The 318-nt window shown below is 34.3% G+C and carries 1 protein-coding gene; it reads left to right on the top strand.

Annotated elements, in window-relative coordinates; translation table 11 throughout:
• Nucleotides 1-90 (top strand): LPXTG cell wall anchor domain-containing protein (locus ADH81_RS11615; protein WP_152904367.1); only part of this gene is annotated, 90 nt, incomplete at its 5' end.
• Nucleotides 91-318: the final 228 nt, after the last annotated feature.

Genomic DNA, 318 nt, shown 5'->3' with positions numbered 1-318 from the left:
AAACAATCTAACGCTTCACTTGGACTAGCACTTCTTGCAGCAGTGACAGGAGGACTCCTTATCTCTAAAAAACGTAAGGAAGAAGAGTAAACCATTACTCAAATAAAGCAAATCTAAGAATCTTGATTCTATGAGATTGCTAGAAAAACCGTAAGAAGAAATTCTTACGGTTTTTTGATTGGGCTACTTAATGGAAAAGTGGGAAATAAGCAAACAAGCAAAAAAACGTTGAGAATTTCAACGTTTTTAAAATATAGGCTCTATAATATTTGTAGTGGGTAAATCCCCTATGGATCTTATGGAGCCTATTTTTGTGTA

The sequence above is a fragment of the Streptococcus pseudopneumoniae genome (assembly GCF_001072925.1).
In the GTDB taxonomy this organism is placed as follows: domain Bacteria; phylum Bacillota; class Bacilli; order Lactobacillales; family Streptococcaceae; genus Streptococcus; species Streptococcus pseudopneumoniae_Q.
The sequence above is the reverse complement of the archived record's forward strand: the minus strand, read 5'-3'. Positions and strand labels throughout refer to the sequence as shown.